Here is a 25,316-nt window from a genome sequence, read left to right as displayed (position 1 = left end):
TCATGGACTTCAGCCTCTTCTACTTCGCCAACGACAGCGGAACCGACGGATCCGGGTACGAACTGCTCCTGGAAGGAGCCAAGTTCGCCGACCAAAACGACTTCACCGCGGTCTGGACCCCCGAACGCCACTTCCACCCCTTCGGCGGCACCTACCCGAACCCCTCGGTCACCGGGGCCGCGATCGCCGCCGTCACCGAACGGATCGGCATCCGCGCGGGCAGCGTCGTCGCCGGACTGCACCACCCGCTGCGGATCGCCGAGGAGTGGGCGGTCGTGGACAACATCTCCGGCGGCCGGGCGGGCATCTCGCTCGCCTCCGGCTGGCACGCCGCCGACTTCTGCTTCAACCCCTCGGCCTACGAGAGCCGCAAGACCGGCCTCTTCGACCAGGCCGACACCGTCCGGCGGCTCTGGCGCGGCGAGGAGTTGCAGGTGACGGACGGGACCGGCGGCCCGGCCACGGTCCGTTCCTACCCGCGGCCCGTCCAGCCCGAGCTGCCCGTGTGGATCACCAGCGGCGGCGACCCGCGCACCGTCGAGGAGACCGGCCGGCGCGGCCACGGCCTGCTGACCCATCTGCTGGGCCAGGACCTCGACCAGCTCGCGGCGAAGATCACGGCCTACCGCAAGGCGGTGGCCGACCGCCCCGACGCCGACGGCCGGCCGGGACACGTGGCGGTGATGGTCCACGCGTTCCTCGGCGAGGACGACGACGCGATCAGGGAGACCGTCCGCCGGCCGCTCTCGGCGTACCTGCGCAGTTCGCTCGGGCTGCTGCTCGGCTCCGGCCTGGGCAGCGCCCGCAAGGTCGATCCGTCCCAACTGCGCGAGAGGGACATCGACTTCCTGGTGGCCAGGGCCTTCGACCGCTACTACGACGACGGCGGCCTCCTGGGCGACGTGGACAAGGCGCTGCGCGTCGTCCGCCGGCTCAAGGACATCGGAGTGGACGAGGTCGCCTGCCTCATCGACTTCGGCGTGCCGACCGACCAGGTCCTGGCCGGCCTCACCCACCTCGACCGGCTCCGCCGCCTCAGCCAGCACGACGGGGAGAACTCGTGACCACGCTCCATCAGCTCTTCGCGGAGACCGCCGCCCGCCACCCCGGCCGCACCGCGGTCTCGGACGGCACCCGCGCCCTCACCTACGCCGAACTCGACCGCGCCGCCAACCGCCTGGCCCACACCCTCGTACGGTCCGGCGTCCGCCCCGGACAGCTCGTGGCGCTCTGCGCCGAGCGCGACACCGACCTCGTCGTCGGCGTCCTCGGCATCCTCAAGGCCGGCGCCGGCTACCTCCCGCTCGACCCCCGCTACCCGCTGGCCAGGCTGCGCGACACCGTCGCGGACGCCGGCGCCCGCCTCCTGGTCGGCACACCGGTCGCCGGACTCGACCTGGAGACGATCGACCCCGCCGGTCCGCACGCGGCGGACGGACCAAAGACGGCGCCGGACACCGGCGCCGGGCCGGACGACACCGCCTACGTCATCTACACCTCCGGCTCGACCGGCCGCCCCAAGGGCGTGGTGGTCAGCCACCACAACGTCGTCCGCCTCTTCACCGCCACCCGGCCGGAGTTCGGCTTCGGCCCGGACGACGTCTGGACGATGTTCCACTCCATCGCCTTCGACTTCTCCGTCTGGGAACTGTGGGGCGCCCTGCTCCACGGCGGCCAGGTGGTCGTCGTCCCCTACGACGTCAGCCGGGACCCCGAGGCATTCCTGCGGCTGCTCGTCGACCGCGGCGTCACCATGCTCAGCCAGACCCCCTCGGCCTTCCGGCAGCTCTCCCGTACGGCCGAGGACGCGGGCTTCCCCGACACCTCGCTGCGCGCCGTCGTCTTCGGCGGGGAGAAGCTGGAACTCGCCACGCTGCGCCCCTGGATCGGCCACTACGGCGACCGGGCACCGGAGCTGGTGAACATGTACGGCATCACCGAGACGACCGTCCACGTCACCCTCCGCCGCGTCCGGCGCGCCGACCTCGACGACCGCCGCAGCCCCATCGGCCGCCCCCTGGCCGATCTCACCCTGCACGTCCTCGACGAGGAGATGCGCCCCGTCCCCGCCGGACGGACCGGAGAGCTGTACGTCGGCGGCGCCGGCGTCACCCAGGGCTACCTCAACCGCCCCGAGCTGACCCGGGAGAGGTTCCTGCCCGACCCCTTCGCGGACGACGGCACCCTGCTCTACCGGACCGGCGACCTCGCCGAACACGACGGCGCCGGGGAGGTCTACTTCCACGGCCGCTCCGACGGCCAGGTGCAGCTCCGCGGCTTCCGCATCGAGCTGGGCGAGATCGAGGCGGCGCTGCTGCGCGAGCCCGCCGTCCGCGAGAGCGTCGTACTGGTCCGCGAGGACCGGCCCGGGGAACAGCGGCTCGTCGCCTACTGGGTGGGCGACGACAGCGCCGGCACCGCCGCCGCCCTGCGCACCGCGCTCACCGCCGCGCTCCCCGCCCACATGGTGCCCGGCGACTTCGTACCGCTGCCCGCCCTGCCGATGACGGTCAACGGCAAGCTCGACCGCGACGCGCTCCCCGCGCCCGCGGGCCCCGCGCGCGCCGCGGACGGGGAACGCGCCGCCCCCGCCGACCACGTCGAGAAGGTGCTCGCCGAGATCTGGGCCGAGCAGCTCGGCGTGGCGGACATCGGCCGGCAGGAGAACTTCTTCGCCCTCGGCGGCGACTCCATCCGCGCCATCCCCCTGGTCGCCCGCGCCAGGGAAGCCGGCCTCCCGCTCACCGTCGTCGCCCTCTACGGCAACCCGACCGTCGCCCAACTGGCGGCCTGGTGCCGTACGCGGACCGAGGAGGCGGGCGACGGCCCCGGCGCCGGCGGCTCCGGCGAGGAGTTCCCCGCACCCGAAGGGGTCGAGGCCGTCTACCCGGCCTCCGCCCTCCAGCAGGGCATCATCTTCCACACGAAGGTCAGCGGCGATCCGACGCTGTACCACGACCTGGAGTCGGTCCGGGTCACCGGCCCGCTCGACCTGCCGGCCCTGGACAGCGCGCTCGCCGCCCTCGTCGCGCGCCACGAGATCCTGCGCACCTCCTTCGACCTGGGCACACACCGCCAGGTGGTCCAGCAGGTCCACCAGGAGGCCGAGCTGACCGCGACCCTGGTGCCCGCGCCCGCCGGCTGCGACCCGGACGAGGCGGTGCGCTCCTGGTGGCAAGGGCAGGTCCGCAACGGTTTCGACGTGACCCGGGCACCGCTGGTGCGCTGCCATGTGATCCAGCACGCCGAGGAGGACTTCCACCTCGCCGTCTCCGCCCACCACTCCGTCCTGGACGGCTGGAGCTTCGCCCAGCTCATGACGGACCTGCTGACCGGGTACGACCGCGAGCTGTCCGGACTGCCCGCGCTGCCGCCCGGTGAGCACACCTTCCGCTACCGCGACTTCGTCGCACTGGAGCGCGCCGAGGCGGACTCCGACCGGGCCCGAGAGTTCTTCGCCGCCCAGTTGGAGGGCGCGACCCCCACCCGGCTCCCGGCGCCGGAACCCGACGGCCCGGACCCGGCCGCCGGACCCGGCCCCGAGACCCGCGTCCTCATCCCGGGCCCGCTGGTGGAGCAGGTGGAGAGCCTCGCGGCACGCCTGGGCACCCCGGCCAAGAGCGTCTACCTGACGGCCCACCTCGCGGCGCTCGGCCACCTCACCGGTGACAAGGACCTCGTCACCGGCATGGTGGTCAACGGCCGCCCGGAGGTGGCCGGGGCCGAGACGGCGCTGGGCCTCTTCCTCAACACCGTCCCCGTACGGCTCGACCTCGCCGGACGGCCGTGGCCCGAACTCATCAGGGCCGTGTTCGCCGCCGAACAGGAGATGCTCGCGCACCGCCGCTTCCCCCTCGCCCGCATCCAGCGCGAGGTCGGCGCCGCGCCCTTCACCGCGCTGTTCAACTTCACCAGCTTCACGGTCGCCGACACCCTGGCCGGCCTCGACCACCTGCGGACGGGCCCATGGTGGCTGAGCGACCGCAACAGCTTCCCGGTGTCGGTCGAGATCGGCCGCCTGACCGGCAGCGACCAGTGGAAGGCCGACGTCACGGTCGACCCCGCCCGGGTCTCCCCGGAGGCCGGCCGCCAACTCGCCGAAGCCGTCCTGGAACAGCTCCAGGCGATCGTCCACTCATGACCGGGCGCTGGATCAGGCGGTTCACGGCGGATCCCGCGGACCGCACGCCCCGGCTGCTCTGCCTCCCGCACGCCGGCGGCACCGCCACGTTCTTCCGGGACCTGGCCAGGTACCTGGACGGCACGGCGGACGTCCTGACGGTCGCGTACCCGGGCCGTCAGGACCGCCACCGGGAACCGGCGATCGACACGGTCGACGGCCTGGTGGACGCGATCGCCGCGGCCCTCGACGCGGAGGTGCCCGGACACACCGAACGGCCGCTCGTCCTGCTCGGCCACAGCATGGGGGCGATCCTCGCCTTCGAACTCTGCCGCAGGCTCGCCCCGGCGCGGCTGATCCTGTCCGGCCGCCGGGCACCGTCCCGGCCGCGCGAGGAGCGGTGGCCGGGCTCCGACGCCGAACTCCTCGACGCGATGCGCCGGATGTCCGGCACCGATCCGCGGGTCCTCGCCCACGAGGACCTGCTGCGGCTGAGCCTGCCGGCGTTCCGCGCCGACGTCGCCGCGGTACGGGACCACCGGCCCGATCCGGCCGCCGTGGTGCCCGTCCCGATCACGGTCCTGATCAGCGACAACGACCCCACGACCAGCGTCGACGACGCCGCCGCGTGGGCCGGCCACACCACCGGGGGGACCCACCTCGAGGTCTTCCCCGGAGACCACTTCCACCTGCGCGGCTGGCCCGCACCCCAGGCCGCCGCGGTGGCCGGTGCCCTGGCCGCCGCCCGCGCGAGCGACCCGATGGAGAACTCCGTGACCACACGTTCCGGCGTCCCCGCAGCCCAGCGGGCGGGTGCCCGATGACCCACCAGCCCCCCGCCGGCCCGGTCGGCGTCCTCGACCTCGACGTCCGCTTCCCCGAAGGCCGGATCACGGTGCAGCAGATGCACGAGGCGTCCGGCCTCCCGCTGCCCGACATCCTGAACATCACCTCCGGCACCGAGACCATCCCCGTACTGGGCCCCGACGAGACCGCGTGGGAGATCACCCGGGACGCCGCGGAGGCGGTCCTGGCCCGCAGCGGCGTCCCCCGCTCGCGGATCACCCACGTCATCTACGCCGGCTCCGGCGTCTGGGACCGCCCCGCGTGGTCCCCGGCCGCGAAGATCGCCCACGAGCTGGGCATCGACCGCGCCCACTGCTTCGAACTCGGCAACTTCTGCAACGCCGGTATGGCGGCCCTGCAGATAGCCGCCGAGAAGAGCGCGCTGTACGGCGGCCACGTCCTGCTGCTGCTCGGCGACCGGCTGGGCCGGCTCGTCGACTACCGGGACGCCGCGACCCGCCCGCTGTTCAACGCGGGGGACGCCGGCGCCGCCCTCCTGGTGGGCCCCGGCGACATCCGCTACCGGCATCTGACGTCCGCCATGCGCACCGACGCGAGCTGGGCGGACTTCTGGGCGGGCGAGGACGGCCCCGACGGCCCGTCCTTCCGCCGCGCGGGCACCCGGGAGGGACTCGGCCAGGTCTACCTCGACAACTTCGTCGCCCTGGCCGACGAGGTCCTCGGCACCCTCGGCCGCAAACGCGGCGACATCGGCCACCTCGTCATCAACCAGGGCGACCGCAACATCCAAAAGCGGCTGCTCGACGCGTTGGACGTGCCCGAGGAGAACAGCGTCTTCACCTACGGCCGGCTGGGCCACATGGCCAGCGCCGACACGGTGATCTGCCTGACCGAACTGGCACAGCGCCGCACGCTGCGCCACCACGACCTGATCCTGGTCGCCTCCAGCGGCATGGGCTTCACCTTCGGGATCACCGCCCTCGAATACCAGGAGGCAGCGGCCTCATGACCACCCCTGCGAAGATCGCCGTCGTCTACGACCGGGGCGCCGTCGCGGCCGGTGAGATCGCCGCCGGCCTGACCGGCCTCGGCACCCCGGTCTTCCTCACCCCCGACTCCCCGCACACCCGCCGGATGCTGCACGTACTGGAGGGGCTCGGCACCGTCCTCCCCCTGACCGGCGACCTCGCCGCGGACACCGAGGCGGTCCGCGACCTCGCCCCGGCGGCCGTGCTGACGTTCAGCGAATCCATGCTGCGCACGACCGCGGCCCTGACCGGCGCGCTCGGCCTCCCCGGACACGACCCGGACACCGCGCAGCTCCTCACCGACAAGACCCGCCAACGGGCCCGGCTGCGCGAGGCCGGCGTCGACGACGTCCGCAGCCACCCGCTCCACACCGCCGAGGACGGACCGCGCGCCTTCGCCGTCACCGGCCTGCCCGCCATCATCAAACCGGTACGCGGCGAAGGCAGCCGCGCCACCTACGTGGTGCACACCGAGGAGGAGGCGGCCCGCGTGGTGGCGGAGGCGTTCGCCGCCGTTCCCGCGGCGGGCCCCGGCCCCGTCTTCGTCGCCGAGGAATTCCTCCAGGGCCGCCGGGACCTGCCCTTCGGCGACTACGTGGCCGTCGAGAGCCTCTGCTCGCCCCACGGCGTCACCCACCTCGCGGTCTCCGGGAAGTACGCCCTGGTACCCCCCTTCCGCGAGGCCGGGGTGTACTGGCCGTCCGCCCTGGGAGCGGACGAGGAGTCCGCCGTCGAGGACCTCGCCGGACGCGCCCTGGCCGCCCTCGGCGTGACCAGCGGCCTGGCCCACACGGAGATCAAGCTGACCCCGGACGGACCGCGGATCATCGAGGTCAACGGCCGGATCGGCGGACACGTCAACCACCTCGCCCAGTTCGCCTGCGGGGTGGACCTGGTCCGGATGGCCGCGCTCCTCGCCCTGGGCAGGCGCGTCCGGCCGCCGCGCCTGCGGCCCGAGCAGGTCCACTTCCTCCGCTACGGCCTGGCACCCGTCGAGCCCGCCACCCTGACCGCCGTCCACGGCGACCACGAGGTCCGCGAACTCCCCGGAATCGCCGGATACCGCACCTACCGCCGGATCGGCGACCGTCTCGACGGCGGCGTCATGACCCAGCCGATGGACCTGCTGTGGGGCGTCGCCCCCGACCACGCCGCGATGGGCGCGCTCGTCGACAAGGCGCTCTCGGTCCTCGGCTACGAGTTCGAGTTCGCCGAAGGAACGCGGCGGCTCGCCGCCCGCGACCTGCTGTGCTGAGCCGGCTTCCCCTCTTACGACCCGACCCCGCGAGGAGCGCGAAGTGACCACGCCCACCAGGACCGCCCCCGAACCGATCAGCGCCACGAGCTTCCGCGACACCATGGCCCTGCTGGCCGCACCGGTCACGGTGATCACCACCATGGACGCCACGGGCCGCCGCTGGGGCTTCACCGCGAGCGCGGTGACCTCCGTGTCCATGGAACCCCCGCTGCTGCTCGTCGGCATCGGCCGGGAGTCGAGCTGCCACGCGGCGCTGACCACCGCCGACGAGTTCGTCGTCAACCTTCTCGGTGAGGAACAGCGGGACGTCTCACGGGCGTTCGCGGCCCGCGGCACCGACCGCTTCGCCGCGGCCGGCGGCTTCGAGTCCTGGCCCGGCTCGGGCACCCCCTACCTGCCCGGCGCGAACGCCGCCATCCGCTGCACCCGCACGGAGGTGCTGTCCGCCGGCGACCACGACCTCGTCCTCGGCGAACTGAGCGGCGTCCGCACCGGCGGCCAGGCGGCACCCCTGGTCTGGTACCGCCGCGACTTCCACGCCCCGCGCCGGCTCTGAGCCACGCTCACCGGTCCGGCCGCCCCTCCGCGGACCCGCTGACCGGCAGGCTCAGGAACGAGGGCCGGGAGGGCCCCTGGTGGAGGCGGACCACCCCGGCGACCGCGTCCTTCGCCGTCTCGTCCGCCGTGACCCCGCCCGCCTGCTGGTTCGGCTGCCAACGCCGGTGCGGCGCGCGCAGCACGAGCGCGACGCGGTCACCCTCGTCGATCCGCAGGGAGGTGAACGAGAAGTCACGCATCACGACCTCCACCGTGCGGCCGGCGGGCCAGGGATCGGCGCGGTGCAGGCTCGCGCGGTAGCGGGCGCGCCAGGCGGCCTCGGACAGCAGACGGAGCGGGGCGCCGGTGTCCCGGGGCAGCAGATAGACACCCACCAGCAGGTCGAAGTCGGGCAGTTCGCTGGAGAGCACCAGGGTGGCGCTGGGCCGTCCGGACACGTCCACCGGCCCGCTGAACGGGGCGCTGATGTGGACGGCCGCGTCCCGCACCGCTCCGCCGCCACCCCCGGCGGTGAACGGCCGGTCGTCCGTGAACGTGCGGTCGGCGGACGGCTCGGCGCGCTCCGGACTCCCGGCGGTACCGGGATCGAGCAGGAGCGGCACCACCTGCTCCGCCGCGCCCGGCGCCGTGCCGAGCCCGTACGCGGGCACGCCCCGGGGGCCGGCTTCCGCCTCGGCCACCGGATACAGCCGCAGGAAGTCCTCGCCGCCCGGCAGCTTCGGAGCACTGCGCCAGCGGTCCTCGCCGACATGGAAGTACGTCACCCGGTCGCCCAGGAAGGCAGGGCGCTCCCCGCGGCCCAGCACCCAGCGGTACCAGGCCAGTTGCAGCGCCTGCAGATCGATCGCACTGCTCTCGGCGAAGGTCAGCCCGCCGAAGCTGCGGGCGGCCGACCGGGTCGCGGCGTGATCCCACGGCCCGATCACCATCAGGTGCCGGGCGACGGTCCCGGGCGGCGCCGCCCGCACATGCCGTTCGTAATAGGTCAGCGCACCGAGCTGGTCGTCGTCGTACTGACCGGTGATCGTCAGCACCGGCACGGTGATCCGCTCGTACTGGCTCCGGGTGGGGGCGAGGCCCGCCCAGTACGCGTCGAGCGCCGGGTGGTCCAGCCACTCCTGGAACGCGGGCAGCCGCCGGCCGACCGCGGCCACGTCCAGGTCCCGGTACGGCCGCCCGGCGCTGATCAGACCGCTGCCCGCGTCCTCCCGCGGCGGACCGTCGTGGGGCGCGCGCCGCAGCGCCCGCCACCGGGCGGAGAACGCCTTCGAGATGTTGTGGGCCATCGGGAAGTCGATGCCCGGGTACACCGAGGCGACCGGCGCGATCGCCCGCAGCCCCGGCGGCCGCGTCGCCGCCGTCGCCCACTGCGTGAAGCCGCTGTACGAACCGCCGTACAGCACCACCTCACCGCTGCACCACTCCTGCTCGGTCAGCCACCGCACCGCGTCGTGCCCGTCGTCGCCGTCGTGCACGAACGGCCGGAAATCCCCGTCCGAGGCGCCCCGCCCCCGCACATCCAGAGCGACGAAGTGCAACCCGCCCCCGGCGAACGTGCCCCCGTCGGCCCCGTAGCACTCGGCACCGTACGGAGTGAGCAGCAGCACGACCGGCGCCGCGACCGGCTGCCCCGGACCGCCGCTCCCGCCCTCCGCGGCCCAACGCAGCCCCCGCAGGACCGCCCCGTCCCGCAGCGGAACCTCCAGACCCACCTCACTCGCCCGACGCAGCATCCCGCCCCGCCCCTCCCTGCCGAACACCGACCCGCCCCCGCACTCCACGACACCACCGCACAGCCGCCCCGCCCTGCTCACCGGCGGACCGTCACCTCGGCTGGGGCTGCACTACCCAGAGTCCCGGCGAGGGGAACGCGGAGCCTCGATGTCGGGACACGTTCACCCGTCCGCCCCCTTGATCGCTTACTGGTAACGGGTCTGGTCCGACGTGCGTCAGGTACGGCCCCGTCCCTCGCGCGCCCTCTGGAAGGAACGACCCGTGGAACGCAGATCCCTGCTGAGTGCGACTGCCGGAGCCCTGGCCCTGGGAGGTCTCACCCAGGCGCCCGCCGTGGCAGCCCCGGCCCGCGGCGGCGGTGGCGGCCGGCCGGTCACCACGTTCAACGTCATCAGCGACATCCAGGGCGACCTCGCCGACCTCACCCAGGCGCTCAAGGACATCAAGACCGTCAACCCGCACTCCGCGGGCCTGGCCGTCGCCGGGGACATCACCCCGCGCGGCTACGACTTCGAGTACGCCGAGGTGCGCAAAGCACTCGACCAGGGCCCGAAGCCACGGGAGATCGCCTGGGCCATCGGCAACCACGAGTTCTACGTCCCGAAGTGGGCCGACCCGGACACCCTGGCCCAGGACACCTGGCCCAACGGCACCACCGAGGACTCCCTCTTCCGCAGCTTCTACCGCTTCGCCGGGCGGTCCAGGACCTACGCGGAGACGACGTTCGGCGGTATCCCCGTCCTCACCCTCGGCACCGAGCGGTACATGAAGTACCACGACCACTCCCTGTGGGACGAGGTGTGGCTGAGCGAGGCACAGTTCCAGTGGCTGGAGGAGCGCCTGCGGTACTGGTCACGGCGGCGCAAGCCGGTCATGGTGATCAGCCACCACCCGCTGCCCGACACCGTTTCCGGCACCCGCAACAAGCTCTACATGAGCGACTACCTCCAGCCCGACCGCCTCCTCGGCCTCCTCGGACGCCACCGCGACGTCTTCCTCTTCACCGGCCACACCCACTGGGACCTGACCCTGTCCGACTGGTACGTACGCCGCACCGTGCTCGGCACCGCCAACCTCGACGGCTTCTCGGTGATCAACACCGGCGCCGTGCAGACCGGTTTCGCCGACAACGGCCAGGGCGGCGAGGTCACCGTCCCCGGCCGCTTCAACCAGGGCCTCCAGGTGGACGTCCACCGCGACCGCGTCATCATCAAGGCCCGCGACTTCGCCACCGGCACCTGGCTGAAGCAGATCTCCGTCCCCCTCGCCACCCGGATCTGACGCCCGGCACCTTTACTACGGGTACAGCACCTTTACTACGGGTACATACGGGAGCCCCACCGTCCGACAAGGACGGCAGGGCTCCCGTGGACGTACCTCCGCACACGGCCGTCAGGACTCCATTCCGGCCCAGCCGGCCCGCATCACCACCGGGACGCACCCCCGCTTCGTGCCCCACCCGCGCGTCATGTAAGTTGTACGGGTTGCCAAGGAGCCGACAGGTCCCCTGACAGCCATCCGCCGCATCGCGGCACACCACTACCGCACGACTCCTCACCGGGACGAATTTCGGCATGCCCGAATTTCACACCGTGACGTGATTATGCGTCACCGGGGAATTCCGCTAAAGTAGTGACCCGCCAAGGCCCGCAAACGAAAGTGCGCAGGCCGAAGCAAAACCCCTCCGACGGGTAATCGGAAACGAATTCGGGCCGGAAACGGTGAGAATCGGATCTGCTAGAGTCGGAAAGGCCGGAAAGCGAAAGCCGAAGGCCACCCCGCTCCAACAGGGGGCCGGAAACGCCCAGCGGATCTGGTAAGGTTGGAAACGCGGAAAAGCCGAAAGGCCCGACCGCACCGGCGGAAATCAGAACCGAAAGGATCTGATAGAGTCGGAAACGCAAGATCGAAGGGAAGCGCCCGGAGAGCCTGGTGAAACAGGCACAAAGGAAGCGTCCGTTCCTTGAGAACTCAACAGCGTGCCAAAAGTCAACGCCAGATATGTTGATACCCCGTTACCGGCCATCAGGCCGGAACGAGGTTCCTTTGAAAGCCCACCAAAGCCCACAGGGTGACGGTGGCACACACAGCGAGGACGCTATGAACCATCGGACTATTCCTCCGATGGTTCCGCTCCCGTGTGTGTTCACCCGGATTACCGGGAAACATTCACGGAGAGTTTGATCCTGGCTCAGGACGAACGCTGGCGGCGTGCTTAACACATGCAAGTCGAACGATGAAGCCGCTTCGGTGGTGGATTAGTGGCGAACGGGTGAGTAACACGTGGGCAATCTGCCCTTCACTCTGGGACAAGCCCTGGAAACGGGGTCTAATACCGGATACGACCACCGACCGCATGGTCTGGTGGTGGAAAGCTCCGGCGGTGAAGGATGAGCCCGCGGCCTATCAGCTTGTTGGTGGGGTAATGGCCTACCAAGGCGACGACGGGTAGCCGGCCTGAGAGGGCGACCGGCCACACTGGGACTGAGACACGGCCCAGACTCCTACGGGAGGCAGCAGTGGGGAATATTGCACAATGGGCGAAAGCCTGATGCAGCGACGCCGCGTGAGGGATGACGGCCTTCGGGTTGTAAACCTCTTTCAGCAGGGAAGAAGCGAGAGTGACGGTACCTGCAGAAGAAGCGCCGGCTAACTACGTGCCAGCAGCCGCGGTAATACGTAGGGCGCAAGCGTTGTCCGGAATTATTGGGCGTAAAGAGCTCGTAGGCGGCTTGTCACGTCGGATGTGAAAGCCCGGGGCTTAACCCCGGGTCTGCATTCGATACGGGCAGGCTAGAGTTCGGTAGGGGAGATCGGAATTCCTGGTGTAGCGGTGAAATGCGCAGATATCAGGAGGAACACCGGTGGCGAAGGCGGATCTCTGGGCCGATACTGACGCTGAGGAGCGAAAGCGTGGGGAGCGAACAGGATTAGATACCCTGGTAGTCCACGCCGTAAACGTTGGGAACTAGGTGTGGGCGACATTCCACGTCGTCCGTGCCGCAGCTAACGCATTAAGTTCCCCGCCTGGGGAGTACGGCCGCAAGGCTAAAACTCAAAGGAATTGACGGGGGCCCGCACAAGCGGCGGAGCATGTGGCTTAATTCGACGCAACGCGAAGAACCTTACCAAGGCTTGACATACACCGGAAACGGCCAGAGATGGTCGCCCCCTTGTGGTCGGTGTACAGGTGGTGCATGGCTGTCGTCAGCTCGTGTCGTGAGATGTTGGGTTAAGTCCCGCAACGAGCGCAACCCTTGTTCTGTGTTGCCAGCATGCCTTTCGGGGTGATGGGGACTCACAGGAGACTGCCGGGGTCAACTCGGAGGAAGGTGGGGACGACGTCAAGTCATCATGCCCCTTATGTCTTGGGCTGCACACGTGCTACAATGGCCGGTACAATGAGCTGCGATACCGCGAGGTGGAGCGAATCTCAAAAAGCCGGTCTCAGTTCGGATTGGGGTCTGCAACTCGACCCCATGAAGTCGGAGTCGCTAGTAATCGCAGATCAGCATTGCTGCGGTGAATACGTTCCCGGGCCTTGTACACACCGCCCGTCACGTCACGAAAGTCGGTAACACCCGAAGCCGGTGGCCCAACCCCTTGTGGGAGGGAATCGTCGAAGGTGGGACTGGCGATTGGGACGAAGTCGTAACAAGGTAGCCGTACCGGAAGGTGCGGCTGGATCACCTCCTTTCTAAGGAGCACTTCTAGGCTGGTCCTTCGGGGCTGGTTCAGAGGCCAGTTTGTGAGCGAATGTCTTGCACTGGTTGCTCATGGGTGGAACGTTGACTACTCGGCACACTCGGTTGATTGTCATTAGTACTGCTTCGGCGTGGAACGTGAGGGTCATCTGATTGTGTCGGGCACGCTGTTGGGTATCTGAGGGTACGGACTTTCGAGTCTGAACCTTCGCGATGCCGGCCCCGGTAAAGATTCGCTTCGGCGGATTGTGACGGGTGGCTGGTCGTTGCTTGAGAACTGCACAGTGGACGCGAGCATCTGTGGCCAAGTTTTTAAGGGCGCACGGTGGATGCCTTGGCACCAGGAACCGATGAAGGACGTGGGAGGCCGCGATAGGCCCCGGGGAGCTGTCAACCGAGCTTTGATCCGGGGGTGTCCGAATGGGGAAACCCGGCAGTCGTCATGGGCTGTCACCCGCTGCTGAACACATAGGCAGTGTGGAGGGAACGCGGGGAAGTGAAACATCTCAGTACCCGCAGGAAGAGAAAACAACCGTGATTCCGGGAGTAGTGGCGAGCGAAACTGGATGAGGCCAAACCAGTCACGTGTGATACCCGGCAGGGGTTGCGTGGTTGGGGTTGTGGGATCTCTCTTTCACAGTCTGCCGGCTGTGAGGCGAGTCAGAAACCGTTGGTGTAGGCGAAGGACATGCGAAAGGTCCGGCGTAGAGGGTAAGACCCCCGTAGCTGAAACATTGACGGCTTGCTTGAGAGACACCCAAGTAGCACGGGGCCCGAGAAATCCCGTGTGAATCTGGCGGGACCACCCGTTAAGCCTAAATATTCCCTGGTGACCGATAGCGGATAGTACCGTGAGGGAATGGTGAAAAGTACCGCGGGAGCGGAGTGAAATAGTACCTGAAACCGTGTGCCTACAAGCCGTGGGAGCGTCGCATGCAAGCTTGCTTGCATGTCGTGACTGCGTGCCTTTTGAAGAATGAGCCTGCGAGTTTGCGGTATGTTGCGAGGTTAACCCGTGTGGGGGAGCCGTAGCGAAAGCGAGTCCGAATAGGGCGTTTTAGTAGCATGCTCAAGACCCGAAGCGGAGTGATCTAGCCATGGGCAGGTTGAAGCGGAGGTAAGACTTCGTGGAGGACCGAACCCACCAGGGTTGAAAACCTGGGGGATGACCTGTGGTTAGGGGTGAAAGGCCAATCAAACTCCGTGATAGCTGGTTCTCCCCGAAATGCATTTAGGTGCAGCGTCGTGTGTTTCTTGCCGGAGGTAGAGCACTGGATAGGCGATGGGCCCTACCGGGTTACTGACCTTAGCCAAACTCCGAATGCCGGTAAGTGAGAGCGCGGCAGTGAGACTGTGGGGGATAAGCTCCATGGTCGAGAGGGAAACAGCCCAGAGCATCGACTAAGGCCCCTAAGCGTGTGCTAAGTGGGAAAGGATGTGGAGTCGCAGAGACAACCAGGAGGTTGGCTTAGAAGCAGCCATCCTTGAAAGAGTGCGTAATAGCTCACTGGTCAAGTGATTCTGCGCCGACAATGTAGCGGGGCTCAAGCACACCGCCGAAGTCGTGTCATTGCCATATGAGCCCTAACGGGTGTGGTGATGGGTAGGGGAGCGTCGTGTGCCGGGTGAAGCAGCCGTGGAAACGAGTTGTGGACGGTTCACGAGTGAGAATGCAGGCATGAGTAGCGATACACACGTGGGAAACGTGTGCGCCGATTGACTAAGGGTTCCTGGGTCAAGCTGATCTGCCCAGGGTAAGTCGGGACCTAAGGCGAGGCCGACAGGCGTAGTCGATGGACAACCGGTTGATATTCCGGTACCCGTTGTGAAGCGTCAAACATCGAATCAGGCGATGCTAAGTCCGTGAAGCCGCCCTGGATCCTTCGGGTGAAGGGGAGTGGTGGAGCCGACGGACCAGACTTGTAGTAGGTGAGTGATGGGGTGACGCAGGAAGGTAGTCCAGCCCGGGCGGTGGTTGTCCCGGGGTAAGGGTGTAGCCCGTCATCTAGGCAAATCCGGATGACATTTGAGGGTGAGACCTGATGCCGAGCCGATTGTGGTGAAGTGGATGATCCTATGCTGTCGAGAAAAGCCTCTAGCGAGTTTCATGGCGGCCCGTACCCTAAACCGACTCAGGTGGTCAGGTAGAGAATACCGAGGCGTTCGGGTGAACTATGGTTAAGGAACTCGGCAAAATGCCCCCGTAACTTCGGGAGAAGGGGGGCCATTGCTGGTGATCGGATTTTCTCCGTGAGCTGGTGGTGGCCGCAGAGACCAGCGAGAAGCGACTGTTTACTAAAAACACAGGTCCGTGCGAAGCCGTAAGGCGATGTATACGGACTGACGCCTGCCCGGTGCTGGAACGTTAAGGGGACCGGTTAGTCATGATTCGTCATGGCGAAGCTGAGAACTTAAGCGCCAGTAAACGGCGGTGGTAACTATAACCATCCTAAGGTAGCGAAATTCCTTGTCGGGTAAGTTCCGACCTGCACGAATGGCGTAACGACTTCTCGACTGTCTCAACCATAGGCCCGGTGAAATTGCACTACGAGTAAAGATGCTCGTTTCGCGCAGCAGGACGGAAAGACCCCGGGACCTTTACTATAGCTTGATATTGGTGTTCGGTTCGGCTTGTGTAGGATAGGTGGGAGACTGTGAAGCGGCCACGCCAGTGGTTGTGGAGTCGTTGTTGAAATACCACTCTGGTCGTGCTGGATGTCTAACCTGGGTCCGTGATCCGGATCAGGGACAGTGTCTGGTGGGTAGTTTAACTGGGGCGGTTGCCTCCTAAAGGGTAACGGAGGCGCCCAAAGGTTCCCTCAGCCTGGTTGGCAATCAGGTGTTGAGTGTAAGTGCACAAGGGAGCTTGACTGTGAGACTGACGGGTCGAGCAGGTACGAAAGTAGGGACTAGTGATCCGGCGGTGGCTTGTGGAAGCGCCGTCGCTCAACGGATAAAAGGTACCCCGGGGATAACAGGCTGATCTTCCCCAAGAGTCCATATCGACGGGATGGTTTGGCACCTCGATGTCGGCTCGTCGCATCCTGGGGCTGGAGTCGGTCCCAAGGGTTGGGCTGTTCGCCCATTAAAGCGGTACGCGAGCTGGGTTTAGAACGTCGTGAGACAGTTCGGTCCCTATCCGCTGTGCGCGTAGGAGTCTTGAGAAGGGCTGTCCCTAGTACGAGAGGACCGGGACGGACGAACCTCTGGTGTGCCAGTTGTTCTGCCAAGGGCATGGCTGGTTGGCTACGTTCGGAAAGGATAACCGCTGAAAGCATCTAAGCGGGAAGCCTGCTTCGAGATGAGGGCTCCCTCCCACTTGATGGGGTAAGGCTCCCAGTAGACGACTGGGTTGATAGGCCAGATATGGAAGACCGGTAACGGTTGGAGTTGACTGGTACTAATAGGCCGAGGGCTTGTCCTCAGTTGCTCGCGTCCACTGTGTAGGTTCTGAAGTAACGACCTGTGTTGTGCCGGGTTGGTTAACTTCATAGTGTTTCGGTGGTCATTGCGTTAGGGAAACGCCCGGTTACATTCCGAACCCGGAAGCTAAGCCTTTCAGCGCCGATGGTACTGCAGAGGGGACTCTGTGGGAGAGTAGGACGCCGCCGAACAATTTTTGGGGAAGCCCCGCATCTTATGATGCGGGGCTTTCTGCATTTCCGGGGCAGTTCGCCGCTGGGCCGAAGGGGTGACAGTTTCGGCTCGCGACGAGTGCCGAACGCCCGACTGCCTTTGTCGCTGTTGCGCCGCCCTGATCGTTGCGCCGGGATCGAGAGTCCCGTTCGTGTCAGTCGTGGTGCCTCGCTCGGTCGGTGCGCGTCGATGCCGGCCGCCACCGGGAACGAAGCATGCCGATCCAGGTCCTGGCCGCTGCGGTGGGGCTCGGGAACGTCCTTGAGCGGTCTGCCCTCGCATTTTTCGGCACTGAAGTTATCCAGCTCTCCACCTGGGCGTTCAAGCCTTGCGGCACTGCACGGTCGCCGTACTGTGATGGTCGGAGCGGCCGGGGTTTGGGCTGGGGAAGGAGGACGACCGGTAGGGGGCGGCGCGAGAGGCAGGAGGCAACGTTCTGAGCCGCTGCTGCGAACCTGGAGTACCCCGGCGAAGATCATGTCGGATGAGCTTCTAAACTCACCGGTACCGGTTGCGGCCCGACGGGCTTCCCACGAGGACATGCCCCCACCCGCACGAGTCACTCGTGCCCAGGGGGAACCACCTCGTGTCCATGCTCCTACTGAAGTTGGCGGCTCAAGATCTCCTCGAGCTGAACGCCAGACATCGCATGGTGCCGCATCTGGCCGCCCGATGGCGGTACTTCCGAGGGGGTGATGCCTCGGACAGTGAACGTTCTGCTTGGGCGGAAAGCCTGGTGAGTCTCGCAAACGACCTGGTGGCCGCCGGCCGTGGAAACGTGGAGATGATCGTCGAGTGTGCCGCCACGCTTGATGAGTCCGACCGGCCGGGGGACCCCCGACTCATCGACGTCGTGCTTGTCGGCCACCATCCGCGGGAGCACAGACTCTCCGTTCAACTCGTCGAGCTGAAGCGCTGGTCGATGGTGACGAGGGTGGAACGCGTCGCCGCGGAGATGGCGCAGGTGTATGTGCCGGGCATAAAGGAGGCGAAGAAACACCCCGCTCTTCAATTGCGCGAATACTACGAGGCGTTCACCGGCATAAGCGGTCCGCTCCACGGGCTCGACTTCGAGTGCGGCGGTTTCGCCTATCTGCACAATGCCACTCAGGAATCCGTTCGGGCCCTGGTCGAGGTGGACGCACCCACCGGTGTTTACGCCCGTGTCTACACAGGAGATCAGCGCGAAGAACTGCTCTCCGATTTCCGGCGGACCTTTGCGAATGAGGGCGGGGCTTCCGCAGCCGAGATCCTGCTCCGGAGCATGGGGCTGCGCAACACGCCACTGCTCGACGCCATGATTTGGTCTCGTGGGGACGACACGGTCTTCACCCTGCGCGGGCGCCAGAAGAAGGTTGCCGAACAGATTCTGGAGGCGGCTGCAAAAGTCCTTCCCGACCACCGGTACCCCGCCCTCGTGCCGGACGAACAGCGCGTGGTCTTCCTGGTGCGAGGCGGCGCGGGCACCGGTAAGAGCGCCATCGGTCTCCAGATCAAGGCGGAGCTGGAATCCGAGGGCCGGACGGTCAAGTATGCCAGCGGGAGCCGGGCGTTCAACGGCGCACTCCAGGAGCACGTCGGCTACGGGGACCGCGAATTCCGGGACAGTTTCACCTACTTCAGCAGCTTCGTCACCCCACCGGATCCGCCTCTGGATGTGCTGATCTGCGACGAAGCACACCGTTTGCGGGACCGCTCGACCAACCGATTCTGGAAGCCCGAACAGCAGGGCACACGGCCACAGGTGGACGAACTTCTCCAGGCCTCCCGGTTGACCGTGTTCTTCCTGGACGAGGGCCAGTCCGTACGGCCGAACGAGGTGGGCACCACCGACCTGATCGAGGATGCGGCCGAGCGTTTCGGTGCCCGGCTCGTACGGTACGACCTGCAGGAGCAGTTCCGGTGCGGCGGCAGTGACGCTTACATCCGCTGGGTACGTGCCCTCCTCGGTGTGACGGCCGAGCAGCCTGGGAAGTGGACGCCGGACGGGCTGATGCACATCGAGGTGGCGGACACTCCGGAGGAACTGGAAAGCGTTATCCGCACCGAAGCTCTGGCCGGCGCGTCCGCACGCATGGTCGCGGGCTACTGCTGGCCGTGGACCAAGCCGCTCGGCAAGGAGAAGCGGCTGGAAGCCGATGTCCGCATCGGCGACTGGCACCGAGCGTGGAATGCGGACAGCGAGACCTTCTGCGCGGACGACGCGCCGCCGTCGAAGATCTGGTCCGTGCACGAGAACGGTCTCGACCAGATCGGATGCGTCTACACGGCGCAGGGCCTCGAATGGGATTGGTGTGGCGTGATCATGGGGGAGGACATGGTGCGCCGTGGCGACCAGTGGGTGTTCCGAAGGGGCAAGGACCGCAAGGACCCAGAGGCGGGTGTCAAGCGTGTCGCGGTGCCCGGCTCATTCGACCCGAAGGTGAAGGTCGGCAGTGTGGACGACCAGGAATTCGCCCGACTGGTCCGCCATGCCTACCACGTGCTGATGACCCGGGCCAGCCGTGCGACGGTGCTGTATTCCACGGATGAGGAAACACGGTCCTATCTGAAGGAACTCGTCGGTGAGCTGCAGATCCACGGGCTGCGTCCCACTTGGAAGAACCTTCCGCTGGAAGCACGTGTGCCACATGCTCCCCGCCCCAAGCGGACGAGAGGAAAGCGCCGCAGGAACCGGAGCCAGACGAAGACGCAGGAGCCGGACCTCCGACTGTTCTGATACACGTCACGAAAAAGCGGAGTGGCGGGCTCCCCGGGCCCGCCACCTGCCTGCTCAGAAGAACAGGTGTGCTGCCGCAGTCAGGCCCGTCATCACCGCATTGGCAATGACACCTACGGCGACGTCGACCAGAATCTCGCGAAGCCAGTTACGACGTGCAGGCTTGTACTCAACGGGGTTCATGCGTCACCACTCCTCGGTAGGAACTGGGAAGCAGCAGGGATTTGCCCTTCCGGGCATCCGCACTCACCCACGTGCAGAACACGCGGGGAAACCACTTCTCAGTCACATTCGGGGACCGGTGGTGAACACCGCCGACGTACCCTCCGGGAAGGTGCGCAGCGCGAACAACACTAGTACATGGACCCGTTGAGTGTGATCGGCTTCGTTGAGCGTGATCAGGAGGCCGACGAAGTAGCTCGGCGCGGTGAGCGTCCGCCGTGAAGTCGGGAGGCGGTTTCGCTACGCGTCGCCGGACGCTGGGATCAAGGACCGGAGCTTTTCACGGGTTTCCTGATCGGTGGAGTAGACGACCGTTCCGACCATCCCCCGGGTCAACAGAACCTTGTAGGTGTTGCGGACGAGGCGATCGACGTCTGCGTCCGGGGTTGCTTTGGTGAACACAGGATCTTTGGAGGCGGACCGGTCGATCACCCAGCGGTCGGTGCGCCAGACGAGGTCGGGGCCCATGATCACGCCCGACCAGTCGTACTCGAAGCCCTGTGCTGTATACACACACCCGACCTGGCCGAAGCCCGCAGGATCGGTGGCCCAGAGCGACGCCGGCGGTGCACCCAGCAGTGAACGGTTCCCGAACAGGTTCCACGGCCTCGCCCAGTCGCCGATGACGACATCGGCGGGCAGGGCGGACATGCGCGTAGTGATCTTCTTCGACCATCTCCAGCAGTAGCCCGCTGAAATCCGTGCGCTGTAGCCCTGATGCCGCTGGGCATCCAAGAAGTCCTCGAGTTCCTGTGGGCTGTTCGCGGCCAGGAGTTGTACTTTGCCGTCCGGCTCCCAATCGATCGGCCTGTCGCCCTCAAGCCCCAGCAGGCTGGTCACCCACCGCAGATATGTGTCGCTGCCGCCGCATCGGAACTGGCCGTCCAACTCCACCACTGTGCAGTGCAACCCCTGCGCGGCCGCTGCATGACGGATCTGGTCCACCGTTCCCATCTCGCCCGGACGTACCACCTGGTGTTGGTCCAGGAGGAACACCGGGACACGGGCGGCGTCGATCAACTCGGCGACTTGCGGGCGTCCGGTACGCAATTCCGCCTTGGTGTAACGGTTGGCGGAAGTCTTACGGAGTCGATGTGCCTCGTCGCAGAGCAGCACGTCGAGGTCGTTCGGCTCGGCTTCCATGAAACTGTTGAAATAGCGGAAGAGGCGCTGGACTTCGGTTTTCCGGGAGCCTGCCACCTTGCGCATCGTCGTGGTGAACGACTGCGAACCAGTGGCGTGCAGAGCTGGAATTCCTCGCCGGTACAGCTCACCGAGCAGGGAAAGCGCGATCACACTCTTTCCGGAGCCCGGACCGCCGGCCACCACGACCACCTGTTTGTGGTTGGACCGCCGGGCCGCTCCGACTGCCGTCATCACGGTCTCGTAGGCCAACCGCTGTTCGTCCAACAGCACGAACTGCTCACGGTTGCGGACTTCTTCGGCGGCGACCTCCAGCAATTGCCGGGACGGCCGTACCTTGCCCTGCAGTAGTTCATCGGCTGCAGCGGCGCCGGGTCTGGGTGCCAACTTCGAGTGCAAGAAGTCCAGGAAGGCGCCACGCTGTTCACCGGTGAACAGCCGCCCTCGATTGTCCTCTGCGACCTGGCGCAGCCCCGCCACTCCGAATTCGGTGGCATTGTGCAGGAACGCCACCCCAGAGATCGATTCCGGACTCTGCTCCAGGGCGCCGTTGAACGACACCAGATAGTCGCAGTAGCTCCGGACCTGTTCGATCGGATTGAGGATGGGATCCGGATATGCGTCGATGCGGCATTGCAGAGGGTCGCTGCCCTCTGGGTACGCCTCGCTCCACTGCTTGAGTTCCACGACCACGTAGGAAGGGCCGCCCGTGACCGGGTGCACACCGGCCAGTATGACGTCCGCGCGTTTGCTGGTCAGGGGCAGGCCGTACTCCAGCAACATTTCCACTTCGTCGAGGCCGGCTTCGATCAGAGAGTTGATGAGCACTGGGATGCTGCGGTTCCAGGAGCGGATCTCCGAGGACCGGGGCCGATGGCCGTGCCGGTGTACGAAGTTCTCGGCCAGGAGTTCCGCAAGCCGTCCTTCGACGTGGGTACGACGGGCCAGCGACGCCACGGACTCACGGAACAGCAAGAGTTTGCCCCCAGGCAGCACGAAGTGGCTCGTGCGGGTGGGGGCATGTCCTTCTGTTCCGCGAGTGCGGAGCGGAAGCCCGTCGGGCCGCTGAGATGGTGGCGTCAATTCTAGAACAGCACGGGTCAGGTGCCGGGTGCGGGCTGGGAGGTGACTCATGCACGGCGCCGGCCAGGTCATCTGTCATATTTCTGTCGCCGCCTCGTGAGGGAAGTCTTGTGCCGCTGGGTTTCAGGTGCGGTAAATCCCTTTGCGTCGGAGTCGTATGAGGCAACGGTTCGGTGGTGGAGCGGCTATGGCCAGTCCCGGAATGGCGCTTGCCGTCCACTCCGATCCCTCCGGACTCGCCCCCCCACAGCAAGCCGCCCGGTCCCCTTGGATACCCGGCGAGTAAATGCGCCATTTCGTACCCTCCATCATGATTTCATCCCGCCATGGAAAGCGATGGAACGATGACCGGAGACCGCCCGCGCCCCGTCTCCCCGCAGGCGTCCCCCTCCCGGCGGCGGTTGCTGGCCGCGGTGGCGGCGGCGCCGGTGCTGGCCGGGGTGGGGAGCGGGGGTGCCGCTGCGGCCGAGGGGGCCGCGGGGGCGAGGGAGAGTCCGGGGCGCCGGGGGATCGTGCCGGTGCCGACCACCGAGGCGGACTGGGCCGGGGTGGCGCGGGCGCTCGGGCGGGGCGGGAACATGTTGCGGGGGGCGATCTATCACACGGGGTTTCCGCGGGGGGATCTGAGTGTGGTCTCCGATGGGGTGCTCGTGCGGCCGGGGCTCGCGCTCGGGGCGCATGTGTCGTTCGTCCGGTACGCCGACGGCGGTGTGATGGCGATGGGCGATGTGGTCGTCACCGAGGACGAGACGCAGCGGGTGGTCGACGCGTGGCAGGCGCACGGGATCGAGCTGACCGCGCTCCACAAGCACCTGCTCGCCCAGTACCCGGACGTCTGGTGGGCCCATGTGCACGCGCACGGGCGGGACGCGGAGGCGATCGCCCGCGGTCTGCGCGCCGGGTTCGACCGGACCGGCACCCCGCCGCCGGGGCCACCGGAGCCGTCGCTGCCCCTCGATCTCGACACCGCGGGGATCGAGGCGGCGCTGGGCACCCGGGGGACCACCGAGGACGGGGTCTTCAAATGCCTCTTCGTCCGCCGGGAGGAGGTGACCGGCGGTCCGCTGGTGCTGCCCCCCGGGCTCGGGTCGACCTCCGCCTTCATCTTCCAGCCGGTCGGCGGTGGCCGGGCGGCGCTCGCCGGGGACTTCGCCATGACGGCGGACGAGGTCCCCGACGTCCTGCGGGTGCTGCGGCGCGGCGGGATCCGCCTCGTCGAACTGCACAACCATCACCTGGACGAGTCGCCCCGGCTGTTCTTCACCCACTTCTGGGCCGTGGCGGACGCCGTCGCGCTCGCCCGGGTCCTGCGCCGCGCGGTGGACGCCACGAACATCGAGGCCCCGGTGGGGGAGGTGCCGGCCGGGTGAGGGGGTGCTTCCGTCCCGGGCCCGCGGAGCGGGCCCCGTGGGCCCAGGAGGTGCCGTGCGCCGCTGTGGAAGGCGCGCGGGCCGTCGCCCGGGTGGGGCGTGGCGGATGGGTCAAAGGGGATCAATCGCCCGGATGCGGCGCGTGTGCCGGGAGGCGATCGGGTACCTAGGTCGTGTCGTCCACGCCGGGACCGGTCCACGGAGTCCGGTACACGAGGTCCGGAGCGCCCCCGCGCCGCCGCCGTCGGCACGCCGTCCCCCGACCGGGCCCCGTGGCCGCGGGCCGGACCTCGTGAAACCACCCGGCGGAACGGACGGCGCCACGCCGGTGGTCCCCCGAGGGGCGCCTCCCTCCCCTCCGGCCCCGCCCCATCCGTCCGATCCCGTACCTGGAGCTTCGTATGGACCCCGTGCCCGCCACCCGGAACTGCCCCTTCGACTACGCCGAGGCCCTCGAATTCGACCCGCAGCTACGAGCGCTGCAGAACGAGGGGCCCGTCTCCCGGATCCGGCTGCCCTACGGCGAGGGGGAGGCGTGGCTGGTCACCGGCTACGACGACGTCCGCACCGTCACCACCGACCGGCGTTTCAGCCGCAGAGAGGTGGTGGGCCGGGACTTCCCGCGGATGACGCCCGAGCCCATCGTCCAGGCCGAGGCCATCAACGTGATGGACCCGCCGGGCAGCAGCCGGCTGCGCAGCCTCATCTCGAAGGGGTTCGCGCCGCGCCACATGGAGCGGATGCGGGTCCGCACCCAGCATGTGGTGGACGAGCTGCTGGACCGGATGGAGGAGCACGGCGCGCCCGCGGATCTCTTCGAGCACCTCGCGGCGCCGCTGCCGCTGACCACCATCTGCGAGGTCCTCGACATCCCCGAGGGCGACCGCGCGCAGTTGCGCAAGCACGCCCGGACCATGATGAACACCACCGCCGGGAACAAGGACGCGGCCATCCGCTCCAAGGCCGATCTGCGGGCCTACTTCGCGGAGCTGACCGCGCGGCGGCGGGCGGACCCGGGCGACGACCTGATCAGCGTGCTGGCCACCGCCCGCGACGGGGACGAGCTGCTCAACGACGACGAACTGACCGTGATGGCGATGGTCCTGCTCATCACCGGCCAGGACACCACCACCTACCAGCTCGGGAACATCTCGTACGCCCTGCTGACCCGGCCCGACGAGATGGCGATGCTCCGGGACAACCCGGAGAAGTTCCCGCAGGCGCTGGAGGAGCTGCTGCGCTTCATCCCCTTCCGCAAGGGCGTCGGCATTCCCCGCGTCGCCACCGAGGACGTGGAGCTGAGCGGGGTGCGGATCCGTAAGGGCGACATCGTGCACGTCTCCTATCTGACGGCCAATCGGGACGGCCGGAAGTTCGACCGGCCGGACGAACTGGACCTGGAGCGCAGCGGTCCGTCCCATATGACCTTCGGTTGGGGCGGTCACCACTGCCTGGGTGCCCCGCTGGCCGCCACCGAGCTGGAGGTGGCGCTCACCACGCTGATGAAGCGCTTCCCGGCGCTGAAGATGGCGGTGCCCGCCGAGGCGATCGAGTGGAACAAGAATTCCATCTGGCGCTACCCGCTCGCCCTGCCCGTCACCTGGTGAGCACGGGGTGACGGCGTCCCGCCGGACCGGCGGATCCCGCCCGTCCGGCGGGGCCGTGGAACGTGGTGGTCCGCCGGCGCTGTCCCGGCCCCTCTCGGAGCGTGCGCCGGGCGCCGGGGCGCGGCAACCGGGGCGCGGCAACCGGGGCGGTGCGGGCCCGCGCGGCGCGGCAACCGGGGGCGGTGTGGGCCCGTGCGGCGCGGGGCCCTGAGCCGACATGCGGGCGTCACCTGGCTGCCGTAACGTAATGCCGAGGGCCAACCAGGGTGCGGCGCACCACCATCTGCCCATACGGCGAGAACGCGATCATTCGGCGGTCGGCCCGTC

General features: G+C 67.7%; 13 protein-coding genes and 3 rRNA genes. 13 read left to right on the top strand and 3 right to left on the bottom strand.

The window, feature by feature from the left end; translation table 11 throughout:
• Positions 1–2 precede the first annotated feature (2 nt).
• The 6 genes from ACGH2B_RS04800 to ACGH2B_RS04775 are packed head-to-tail and all read left to right on the top strand — an operon-like array spanning position 3 to position 7,769.
• The gene (locus ACGH2B_RS04800; RefSeq protein WP_399084575.1) at positions 3–1,064 is read left to right on the top strand and encodes a MupA/Atu3671 family FMN-dependent luciferase-like monooxygenase; all 1,062 of its coding nucleotides are present in this window, start codon (positions 3–5) and stop codon (positions 1,062–1,064) included.
• Entirely contained in the window at positions 1,061–4,141 is a 3,081-nt protein-coding gene (locus ACGH2B_RS04795) for an amino acid adenylation domain-containing protein (RefSeq protein ID WP_399084573.1), read from the top strand. The genes ACGH2B_RS04800 and ACGH2B_RS04795 overlap by 4 nt, the downstream gene beginning before the upstream one ends.
• On the top strand, positions 4,138–4,944 hold the full coding sequence (locus ACGH2B_RS04790) for a thioesterase II family protein (protein WP_399084570.1): 807 nt from the start codon (positions 4,138–4,140) through the stop codon (positions 4,942–4,944). Before ACGH2B_RS04795 ends, ACGH2B_RS04790 begins: the two co-directional genes overlap by 4 nt.
• Positions 4,941–5,936, top strand: a complete 996-nt coding sequence (locus ACGH2B_RS04785; RefSeq protein WP_399084567.1) for a 3-oxoacyl-ACP synthase III family protein — start codon at positions 4,941–4,943, stop codon at positions 5,934–5,936. The genes ACGH2B_RS04790 and ACGH2B_RS04785 overlap by 4 nt, the downstream gene beginning before the upstream one ends.
• Entirely contained in the window at positions 5,933–7,210 is a 1,278-nt protein-coding gene (locus tag ACGH2B_RS04780) for an acetyl-CoA carboxylase biotin carboxylase subunit family protein (protein ID WP_399084564.1), read from the top strand. Before ACGH2B_RS04785 ends, ACGH2B_RS04780 begins: the two co-directional genes overlap by 4 nt.
• A gap of 43 nt (positions 7,211–7,253) precedes the next feature.
• Positions 7,254–7,769, top strand: a complete 516-nt coding sequence (locus tag ACGH2B_RS04775) for a flavin reductase family protein (RefSeq protein ID WP_399084561.1) — start codon at positions 7,254–7,256, stop codon at positions 7,767–7,769.
• A gap of 7 nt (positions 7,770–7,776) precedes the next feature.
• On the opposite strand, the gene ACGH2B_RS04770 is transcribed toward ACGH2B_RS04775, so the two are convergent.
• Positions 7,777–9,585: a CocE/NonD family hydrolase gene (locus ACGH2B_RS04770; protein ID WP_399084558.1), complete on the bottom strand. Its 1,809-nt coding sequence runs from the start codon at positions 9,583–9,585 to the stop codon at positions 7,777–7,779.
• Between the two features lie 181 nt (positions 9,586–9,766).
• Here ACGH2B_RS04770 and ACGH2B_RS04765 point away from each other — a divergent pair, with 181 nt between their 5' ends.
• From ACGH2B_RS04765 to ACGH2B_RS04745, 5 genes are all read left to right on the top strand, one after another.
• Positions 9,767–10,786, top strand: coding sequence for a metallophosphoesterase family protein (locus ACGH2B_RS04765; RefSeq protein WP_399084556.1), 1,020 nt, complete (start codon positions 9,767–9,769; stop codon positions 10,784–10,786).
• Positions 10,787–11,673: 887 nt separating this feature from the next.
• Positions 11,674–13,202: ribosomal RNA gene (locus ACGH2B_RS04760) — 16S ribosomal RNA — on the top strand.
• Between the two features lie 309 nt (positions 13,203–13,511).
• Positions 13,512–16,633: ribosomal RNA gene (locus ACGH2B_RS04755) — 23S ribosomal RNA — on the top strand.
• Positions 16,634–16,706: 73 nt separating this feature from the next.
• A 5S ribosomal RNA gene (gene rrf, locus ACGH2B_RS04750) occupies positions 16,707–16,823 on the top strand.
• Together the 16S, 23S and 5S rRNA genes form the textbook arrangement of a ribosomal RNA operon.
• Positions 16,824–17,437: 614 nt before the next feature.
• Entirely contained in the window at positions 17,438–19,564 is a 2,127-nt protein-coding gene (locus tag ACGH2B_RS04745; RefSeq protein WP_399096708.1) for a DUF2075 domain-containing protein, read from the top strand.
• Between the two features lie 54 nt (positions 19,565–19,618).
• Here the strand turns inward: ACGH2B_RS04745 and ACGH2B_RS04740 are convergent, their stop codons facing one another.
• Positions 19,619–19,747 carry a DUF6408 family protein gene (locus ACGH2B_RS04740; RefSeq protein ID WP_399084554.1) on the bottom strand — a complete coding sequence of 43 codons (129 nt, stop codon included), beginning with the start codon at positions 19,745–19,747 and terminating at the stop codon, positions 19,619–19,621.
• A gap of 279 nt (positions 19,748–20,026) precedes the next feature.
• A complete protein-coding gene (locus ACGH2B_RS04735) occupies positions 20,027–21,904 on the bottom strand; it encodes a DNA/RNA helicase domain-containing protein (protein ID WP_399084551.1) in 1,878 nt (625 codons plus the stop codon).
• Positions 21,905–22,338: 434 nt separating this feature from the next.
• Between ACGH2B_RS04735 and ACGH2B_RS04730 the strand changes: the two genes are divergently transcribed.
• Both ACGH2B_RS04730 and ACGH2B_RS04725 read left to right on the top strand, forming a co-directional pair.
• Complete coding sequence (locus ACGH2B_RS04730; protein WP_399084548.1) at positions 22,339–23,382, top strand: DUF1259 domain-containing protein; 1,044 nt, start codon at positions 22,339–22,341, stop codon at positions 23,380–23,382.
• Between the two features lie 401 nt (positions 23,383–23,783).
• Positions 23,784–24,989 carry a cytochrome P450 gene (locus tag ACGH2B_RS04725; RefSeq protein ID WP_399084545.1) on the top strand — a complete coding sequence of 402 codons (1,206 nt, stop codon included), beginning with the start codon at positions 23,784–23,786 and terminating at the stop codon, positions 24,987–24,989.
• Positions 24,990–25,316: the final 327 nt, after the last annotated feature.

Source organism: Streptomyces sp. BBFR2 (assembly GCF_044497305.1).
GTDB lineage: Bacteria > Actinomycetota > Actinomycetes > Streptomycetales > Streptomycetaceae > Streptomyces.
This window is presented reverse-complemented; position numbering and strand designations above follow the sequence as displayed.